Annotated in this window: 13 protein-coding genes; 5 read left to right on the top strand and 8 right to left on the bottom strand. The window is 61.3% G+C overall.

Going from position 1 to position 6,864, the window contains the following annotated elements; all coding sequences use genetic code 11:
- Positions 1-397: tryptophan 2,3-dioxygenase family protein (locus EOA38_RS23600; RefSeq protein WP_245480900.1), on the bottom strand; the 397-nt coding region annotated here is incomplete at its 3' end.
- Positions 398-539: 142 nt separating this feature from the next.
- Here EOA38_RS23600 and EOA38_RS23595 point away from each other — a divergent pair.
- Positions 540-1,007, top strand: coding sequence for an Lrp/AsnC family transcriptional regulator (locus EOA38_RS23595; RefSeq protein WP_126094515.1), 468 nt, complete (start codon positions 540-542; stop codon positions 1,005-1,007).
- 53 nt (positions 1,008-1,060) lie between these two features.
- Here the strand turns inward: EOA38_RS23595 and EOA38_RS39300 are convergent, their stop codons facing one another.
- The 4 genes from EOA38_RS39300 to EOA38_RS23580 form a co-directional block, all read right to left on the bottom strand.
- Entirely contained in the window at positions 1,061-1,237 is a 177-nt protein-coding gene (locus tag EOA38_RS39300; protein WP_189350123.1) for a hypothetical protein, read from the bottom strand.
- Between the two features lie 135 nt (positions 1,238-1,372).
- Complete coding sequence (locus EOA38_RS23590; protein ID WP_126094516.1) at positions 1,373-1,726, bottom strand: SPW repeat protein; 354 nt, start codon at positions 1,724-1,726, stop codon at positions 1,373-1,375.
- A gap of 154 nt (positions 1,727-1,880) precedes the next feature.
- Positions 1,881-2,933, bottom strand: coding sequence for a PAS domain S-box protein (locus EOA38_RS23585; RefSeq protein ID WP_126094517.1), 1,053 nt, complete (start codon positions 2,931-2,933; stop codon positions 1,881-1,883).
- A gap of 98 nt (positions 2,934-3,031) precedes the next feature.
- Positions 3,032-3,277: a hypothetical protein gene (locus EOA38_RS23580; protein WP_126094518.1), complete on the bottom strand. Its 246-nt coding sequence runs from the start codon at positions 3,275-3,277 to the stop codon at positions 3,032-3,034.
- Between the two features lie 293 nt (positions 3,278-3,570).
- Here EOA38_RS23580 and EOA38_RS23575 point away from each other — a divergent pair, with 293 nt between their 5' ends.
- A complete protein-coding gene (locus EOA38_RS23575) occupies positions 3,571-3,885 on the top strand; it encodes a hypothetical protein (RefSeq protein WP_126094519.1) in 315 nt (104 codons plus the stop codon).
- Between the two features lie 39 nt (positions 3,886-3,924).
- On the opposite strand, the gene EOA38_RS23570 is transcribed toward EOA38_RS23575, so the two are convergent.
- The gene (locus tag EOA38_RS23570) at positions 3,925-4,335 is read right to left on the bottom strand and encodes an HD domain-containing protein (RefSeq protein WP_189350723.1); all 411 of its coding nucleotides are present in this window, start codon (positions 4,333-4,335) and stop codon (positions 3,925-3,927) included.
- A gap of 250 nt (positions 4,336-4,585) precedes the next feature.
- On the opposite strand from EOA38_RS23570, the gene EOA38_RS23565 reads away from it, so the two are divergent.
- The 3 genes from EOA38_RS23565 to EOA38_RS23555 all read left to right on the top strand — a co-directional run bounded on the left by EOA38_RS23565 (position 4,586) and on the right by EOA38_RS23555 (position 5,486).
- A complete protein-coding gene (locus EOA38_RS23565) occupies positions 4,586-4,789 on the top strand; it encodes a CsbD family protein (protein WP_126094520.1) in 204 nt (67 codons plus the stop codon).
- 87 nt (positions 4,790-4,876) lie between these two features.
- Entirely contained in the window at positions 4,877-5,062 is a 186-nt protein-coding gene (locus EOA38_RS23560; protein ID WP_126094521.1) for a hypothetical protein, read from the top strand.
- A gap of 121 nt (positions 5,063-5,183) precedes the next feature.
- Positions 5,184-5,486 carry a hypothetical protein gene (locus tag EOA38_RS23555; RefSeq protein WP_126094522.1) on the top strand — a complete coding sequence of 101 codons (303 nt, stop codon included), beginning with the start codon at positions 5,184-5,186 and terminating at the stop codon, positions 5,484-5,486.
- A 228-nt stretch (positions 5,487-5,714) separates the two neighbouring features.
- Here the strand turns inward: EOA38_RS23555 and EOA38_RS23550 are convergent, their stop codons facing one another.
- Positions 5,715-6,035 (bottom strand): hypothetical protein, encoded by a 321-nt coding sequence (locus tag EOA38_RS23550; protein WP_126094523.1) that lies wholly within the window; start codon positions 6,033-6,035, stop codon positions 5,715-5,717.
- A gap of 18 nt (positions 6,036-6,053) precedes the next feature.
- Positions 6,054-6,864: SDR family oxidoreductase (locus tag EOA38_RS23545; protein WP_127300365.1), on the bottom strand; the 811-nt coding region annotated here is incomplete at its 5' end.

The raw sequence follows: 6,864 nt of genomic DNA, 5'->3' as shown, positions 1-6,864 counted from the left end.
GCGGCAGGCGCAGGATGAGCTTGAAGCCCGGCGACTCCTGGCCGCTGCCATTGCCGAGCTCGAGGCGTATCTGCTGATACTCTTTGGGCGACATGGTCTCCAGCAGGTCGAGCTGCGCCGTCATCATGCGCATCAGCCGGTGCACGCGGCCCATGAGCGTGACGATGCGATGCGTATCCTCTCTCTCCAGATAATCGAGGACGTCGACCAGCGTGTAGGCGATGAGCTTCATCCACAGCTCCTCGACCTGGTGCACGATCTGGAACTGCAACTCGTCGGCGTTGACCATCTCGGCGAGCGGCTTCTGGCAGGTGAGCAGTTGGTCGCATTTGAGATAAACGCCGTAGTCGCGCATTTCGGGCGCCTCGATGCGGGCGTGATAGTCCGATTTGTCCATGGCTCATCCTCCTCGCACGGGCATGTTCGACGGATGCCCAAAGAATAGCGCTTTCGGCTTGAACATTGTTCCTTTCTGTTATCCAATTCGGCGAAATCGAAGGACAATTCATCGCCTTTTATAGAGTTTTGGAGAACGAAATATGCTGGACGCCGTCGACCGCAAAATCGTTGCCGCCCTCGAACGCGACGCGCGCATCTCCTTCGGCGAACTAGCCGAAGAGGTTGGCCTGAGCAAGACGCCGTGCTGGAAACGGGTGAAGGCACTTGAGGATGCAGGCGCCATCCGCGGCTATTCCACCCGCATCGATCCGGCGGCGATCGGCTTCGGCATCGAGGCCTTCATCCAGGTGTCGATCGACTTTGAGGTCTCGGACGCCTTCGAGGCGGCCGTGAAGAAGCATCCGCTGATCCGCCGCTGCTACGCCACGACCGGCGAGGCCGACTATCTGTTGCAGATCGTCACCGTCGACATGAGGGCGCTGGACAGGATGCTGCGCGAGGAACTCAGCCGGCTGCCCGGCGTGCGCCGCACCGTGACCTCGATGGCGATGCGCGAGATCAAGGGCGATATCTCGTTCGCCGACGCCGCGGCGCATGCGCTGACATAAGTCACGGCGGCAAAGATCAAAGAGACGTCGGCGGGACAGAGCGCGAAGGAACGCTACGGTAGGTATTCGGAGGTCACCTCCGGGCCAGGCTGAAGATCCTCGTGACGAGTTCCGTCCCGCGCTACCTCTTCCTTTTCCGCATCGGCCTTGCGCTTCGGGCACTCCTCGAAATCATGGTCGCGGCCACCGCAATAGGAGCAGCATTTGGCAGGCTTATCGGGGTGGAGCATCGAGGCCATTCCCAAGAATGCGCGAAAAGGTTTCCGGTTGCAGCAATGCGTGAAGCCGCCGCAACCACCCAATGCCCCACTGTCAAAATCAAAGGAGCTCGCCGCTTGCGCGGCGGGCTCCCGCTCAGTCACCGCTCACGCATGCGCGTGGGGATGACGGAAGTCCCAGACGGCATAGGCCGATGCCGCGATCACCAGCACGCCGAGAACGACATGCGTGGCCATCACATTCGTGTCGGCCGCAAAGCCCAGCAGCCAGGGCGACACGATCAGCCAGAGCCCGAGGGCCATATTTACCCATTCTTCCCATTCTGCGAACACCGAAAGCGTCGCGAGCGCCAGAGCGCCGAGCGCAACGCCGACAATCCAGGCGTTCCACGCGGGCACCATTACCGCGGTGAATCCGATGACCCAGGGTGAGATGAACAGGCAGATCGCAAGGACCAGAGTGATCCAGTCCATGCTCTTTCTCGCTTCCATCATTGCCATGACAACCTCCATGGATGAAGCTTGACCAAAGCAACTCACTTCGCGTGGACATTGCACGCTCACTCATTGATATAATTACGTTTTGTGAAGCTGCAAGGACGCGAGCCGGCAACCGCGGCTTGCGCCCTGCCCGGTGCCAGACGGCAAATACCTCTCAAACGCTGAAGTCGCCTTCGCCTTCCGCCCCCAGCTGCGGGACGACGATAGCCTCGAGCGGCGCCGTCAGCGACCATTTCAGCTCGCCGGGCGAGCGTTCGAGGCTGGAGGTTCCGCCAAGCGATTGCGGCGCCACGCGCTGCAGCACCACCGTGCCGAAGCCTTTTCGTGTGGACTCGTTCGTCTCGCTCTGTCCGCCGGGGTGGTTCAACGCCTCCTGCCAGACAAGGTGAAACCGGCGCCGGGCCTCCGGGCCGGTGTCGACCGTCCAGGTGATCTCGACATTGCCGCCCTCACCCGCCAGCGCGCCATATTTCGACGAATTGGTGCCGAGTTCGTGGAAGGCCATGCCGAGATTCTGCACGGCGTTCGACTGCAGCGTCAGCAGCGGGCCAGAGAGCGAGATGCGCTCCTCATGGCCGAACGGCTTCAGATGCTCCTGGATGAGATCGAAGAGGCTCGCCCCCGCCCATTCCGAAGTGACCAGAAGATCGTGCGAGCGCGACAGCGCCATGATGCGCGCACGGATCATCTCCTCGAACTCGCCGGGATCGGTCGAACGCTTGCTGGTTTCGCGGACCATCGACAGGATGACCGCGAACTGGTTCTTCACGCGATGGTTGACCTCACGCATCAGGAGCCGGATGCGGCGCTCGCTTTCCTTGGAGGCGGTGATATCGCGAGCTATCGTGGACGCGCCGACAATCTGGCCGGAAAGGTTCCTGATCGGCGAAACCGTGATGGAAACAGCAATCAGCGAGCCGTCCTTGCGCTTTCGCGTCGTGTCGAGGCTCGCCACGCCCTCGCCCCTGCGGATGCGGCCGATAATGTCACTTTCCTCGTCCTGCAGGCGCTCGGGGATCAGCATCAGGATCGACTGGCCGATGACCTCCTCGGCTTTATAGCCGAACATGCGCTCGGCCGCGTGGTTCCAGTCGGTGATGATGCTGTTCAGATTCTTGCCAATGATGGCGTCGAATGAGGAATCGACAATGGCCGCCAGCCGCGCATCGGCGTTGCTGATTTGTGATGCCCTGCCCCCGGATTTCACTGTTCCCTGCCCCTGGATTGCGCCAAGGCGTTAGTTAGCGCACTTGCGGATCAAGACAACAACCCGCAAAAGATGAAAAGATGAGATGCCATCTTGCTCTAAGTCTCGGAGCGATCGGGGTTTTCGTCGCCTTTGGCGGTCGGCGACAGCACACCGAAGTCCTGCGACTTGACGCCGGTCTCGGCGGTCAGGAAACCTTCCGCCGCGAGACCCCGGCGCAAAAGCTCGCGTACGGCAGCGGAACGGCTCGGCATTCGTTTGTCGAAGCGCCAGTTCTCGACTGCCGCCAGTTCCTCCTCGGTCAACATGATCTGCAGCCGCTGCGGTCGCTCCAACTCAGCCACTTCAGCCTCCCAAGAGACCAATACCAGGAATGAGTATGTGTCTCACTATGAGTGAAAATGGGAAACAGCACGCAGAACGTCAAGGTTGCTCGATAGGCAAAAGGCGGATGACCCTAACGATGCGGGTGATACCACGAAATCACATTCGTGATACTATGCTAACTATTTGTTTTATTTATGAATTTTTACATTTTCCTATTGCTATTCGCCCGATACGGGCGCATGGTGCGAACAGAGGGACAAACCGTCCGCGAAAGGAGGGTTTTCCGATGCAACGAGAATTTCCCGACCAGATGCGCGATGATGCCCACCGCAAGGTCCAGGAGGCCCTGCAAGCGAACGGGATCGTCAATATCATCAGCTTGTCGGAAGAGATCAGGCTCCGGAACCTCGAAGAGAACTTCGCCCGCGAGGATATCGAAGATTTGGTCATGCAGGTGGCCCAGATCTACGGCGCGCCGATCGAGTTCGACGAGCAGGTTCTCACCGCGCTCGACCTCAATGACGCTTGGCCGGGCGACAGGCGCAACGATCTGGAAAAGGCACTCGACCAACGACGGCTGCCGGGTTCCCCGATCGATCTGCTTCATTTGGATCCGAAAGGCTGAATTGCACAAGCGCGTCGCCCGAATTCGCCGCGACGCGCTTTAGTGGCCGTTCAACTCGCCCAGCAAGCGCAGGCCCTCCTCGTACTTGGTCGGGGCGATGCCCGCCTGAAACGCCTGCCAGAGATTGTCCTTGAGGTCCGCCTTCTTGACGGGCAGCGACAGCGGGTTCGAGGCTGCGCGAAAGATGAAGGCCTGCTCGCTCTCGTCCATCCTTCTGGTCAGGGCATCGACCGCCACGACCACCCGCAATCCGAAGCCGGCCGCCTCCAGCCTGTTCAGCGACCAGCCTTCGCCTTTCTCGATCACGTCGTGCAGGTAAGCGACGGTCTTCTCGTCGTGGGTTTCGACGGCGTCGGCAACGCGCCTTAGATGTTCGATATAGGGTCGGCCGGTCTTGTCCAGTTGGCCGCGATGGGCCTGCCTGGCGATCTTCGCTGCCCGGTGGAGCATGTTCACCTCGATCAACCTGTAAGCCCGCCTCGGCGGGGAGAGGGCCGAGACGGGCTGGATCGGGCTCTGGATACCCGGTCCGACAGCGCACATTTCGCGCGGATGCTGGGACTGCGCGCCATGGTGCAAGAGGAACATCAGCGACGCCTAAATGTTCCCTTCCAAATCCCGATTCCGGCGTTCGGCAAAGGCAGGAACCTCCGTGCAGCGCCGCCGTTAGCTCCTTGTGCAAAACGAAGGAGTTCGCGCCATGGATTGGAACCGCGTCGAAGGAAACTGGAAGCAGGTCAAAGGCAAGGTCAAGGAACAGTGGGGCAAGCTCACCGACGACGACCTCGACCGCATCGCCGGCAAGCGCGACCAGCTCGAAGGCAAGATCCAGGAACGCTACGGCATCGAGAAGGACCGTATCCGTCGCGACATCGACGACTGGGCGAGGCGCCAAGGCTGGTAGTGTCCGCCGACCGGAAAGCAAGGGATTTTGATTTCCGGACAATGAGGCTATGTTAGCTGACTAAGTGATTCATGGCACGGTGAACCGATGGCCAAGAAGAAATCGAGAACGGCCTTGTCCGTTTTCGCCACAGCCTCGCGATCAGAGGCCTCCGAAGCGATTTATTTTGCCCGCAAATGCGGCCTCACCCCTGACGAAGCCCTGCGGATAATGCGCGAGGCGCATGTGACGTCAGGGTTCAAGTCGCCAGACAACGGAAAACAGAAGCGCTGAGCCCGCAAGGGGGCCGATCGCGCCACCGGCAGGACGTATCCGCCGGCTGGCGGCTACCTTGGCATTGCGGAATGGAACTTCGGTCACTGCTGGCTGTTCCACTTGAAAGGCGGGCATCAGCATGACCAGATCGTCGCGGCATCTGCTCAAGGGCATCGGCTATACAATCTCGACGGCAAGCGTGATCCTGCTGGCGACCGTCAGTTGGGAGAGCGCATCGAAAAGTCCGCTGTTGATTGCCTGCCTGCTCGGCGGCGCCGCCACGTCGATCGTCGGCATGTTTTGCCGCTGGCTTTCCTACGAGATCGAAAAGCGTGGGGACGAGCGCCAGGGCAGCGTGACCGAGAAAAGGCCAAGCCTCGGATCGCCGCCAAGCAGCGTCACCTCCGTCTCCGCCGCCGGAACCCCGAGACCAGCACCGTGATCAAGCTGCTGGCAACGATCATGTGGCAACCTCGCCGCCGACACGCGGTTTGGTATCGCGGTCGGGATGGTTCCGGACAGGCGGCAGGGGGTGGGCCAGCGCCGAGATCAAAAGAAGCCCCGGCCGAGAGGACCGGGGCTGCAATTTCGGGAGTAACACGAAGCTCGGGAAACTGTCCGGTAACTCGCGCGCCTGGCAAAAGTTCCGGGCCAGTCCGGTTGGCCGTCCTTACTTCGGGTTTTGCGGCGGCAATTCATCAGGCTCGATAATCGGCATCTGGCTGTTGTCGGCCGGCGGAACGGTGGTGTTCTTGTCGCCGGTGGGCGGCGGCTTCAGCACACCGCCGCATTTGTCGAGCGTTTCCGACAGTTCATTCGTGGCGGCCTGCGGCTTCTGCTGCGGCTCCTTGGTGTCGGGCTTGGCCTGGCAGTCCCCTAGTTGCTGCAAGTCGGGGATGAGCTGCTGGTCCATCGGCTGATCGGCCGTCTGGGCGACCGCCGGCAGCACCGACATCATAACGGCTGCCATGATGAGAAGAATTTTCTGCATGGGATCCTCCTCATGGGTTCAGTAACCTCCAACGATCGGCAGGATCTCACCGGTGATGTAGCTTGAGCATTGCGGCGAAGCCAAGAATACATAGGCCGGCGCGATCTCCTCCGGCTGGGCGGGGCGCTTCATCGGCGTCTTGGCGCCAAACTGCGCGACGTCCCCGGCCTCCTTCTCCGACGGGTTGAGCGGCGTCCATACTGGACCAGGCGCCACCGCATTGACGCGGATGCCCTTGCCGATGAGATTACCGGAGAGCGCACGGGTGAAGGCGTGGATGCCGCCCTTGGTCATCGAATAATCGACCAGCTCCTTGGAGCCCTCGATGCCGGTGACGGAGCCGGTGTTGATGATCGCCGAGCCCGGCTTCATGTGCGGCACGGCTTCCTGCGCCATGTGGAAATAGCCGTAGAGATTGGTCTTCAGCGTGGTGTCGAAATGCTCTTCGGTGAGATCGGCGAAGTCCGCCGAGTGAACCTGGAAGGCGGCGTTGTTGACCAGCAGGTCGAGCCCGCCGAGCTTCTTCACGGTCTCTTCGACGGCCTTGCGGCAGAAGGCGCGCCTGGCGACATCGCCGCGCAGCGTGATGCAGCGCCTGCCCTCGGCCTCGACCGCCGCTTTCGTCGCCTTGGCATCGCGGTCCTCGCTGAGATAGACGATGGCGACATCGGCGCCTTCGCGCGCGAACAGCACCGCGACCGCGCGACCGATGCCGGAATCGCCGCCGGTGATCAGTGCAACTTTGCCGCCTAGCTTATTCGAGCCTAGCCAGAACGGCGCATCGTAGAGCGGTGCCGGCTCGATCGCCCATTCCTCGCCGGGCTTCGGG

Source organism: Mesorhizobium sp. M1E.F.Ca.ET.041.01.1.1 (assembly GCF_003997355.1).
Lineage (GTDB): Bacteria > Pseudomonadota > Alphaproteobacteria > Rhizobiales > Rhizobiaceae > Mesorhizobium.
Note: the sequence above shows the minus strand (reverse complement) of the source record. Positions and strands in the feature narration are given on the sequence as shown.

Bases quoted from the DNA above. Each gene is read 5' to 3' on its own strand.
- EOA38_RS23595 (WP_126094515.1), top strand. From the start codon at position 540: ATGCTGGACGCCGTCGACCGCAAAATCGTTGCCGCCCTCGAACGCGAC.
- EOA38_RS39300 (WP_189350123.1), bottom strand. From the start codon at position 1,237: ATGCTCCACCCCGATAAGCCTGCCAAATGCTGCTCCTATTGCGGTGGC.
- EOA38_RS23590 (WP_126094516.1), bottom strand. From the start codon at position 1,726: ATGGCAATGATGGAAGCGAGAAAGAGCATGGACTGGATCACTCTGGTC.
- EOA38_RS23575 (WP_126094519.1), top strand. From the start codon at position 3,571: ATGCGCGATGATGCCCACCGCAAGGTCCAGGAGGCCCTGCAAGCGAAC.
- EOA38_RS23570 (WP_189350723.1), bottom strand. From the start codon at position 4,335: ATGCTCCACCGGGCAGCGAAGATCGCCAGGCAGGCCCATCGCGGCCAA.
- EOA38_RS23565 (WP_126094520.1), top strand. From the start codon at position 4,586: ATGGATTGGAACCGCGTCGAAGGAAACTGGAAGCAGGTCAAAGGCAAG.
- EOA38_RS23560 (WP_126094521.1), top strand. From the start codon at position 4,877: ATGGCCAAGAAGAAATCGAGAACGGCCTTGTCCGTTTTCGCCACAGCC.
- EOA38_RS23555 (WP_126094522.1), top strand. From the start codon at position 5,184: ATGACCAGATCGTCGCGGCATCTGCTCAAGGGCATCGGCTATACAATC.
- EOA38_RS23550 (WP_126094523.1), bottom strand. From the start codon at position 6,035: ATGCAGAAAATTCTTCTCATCATGGCAGCCGTTATGATGTCGGTGCTG.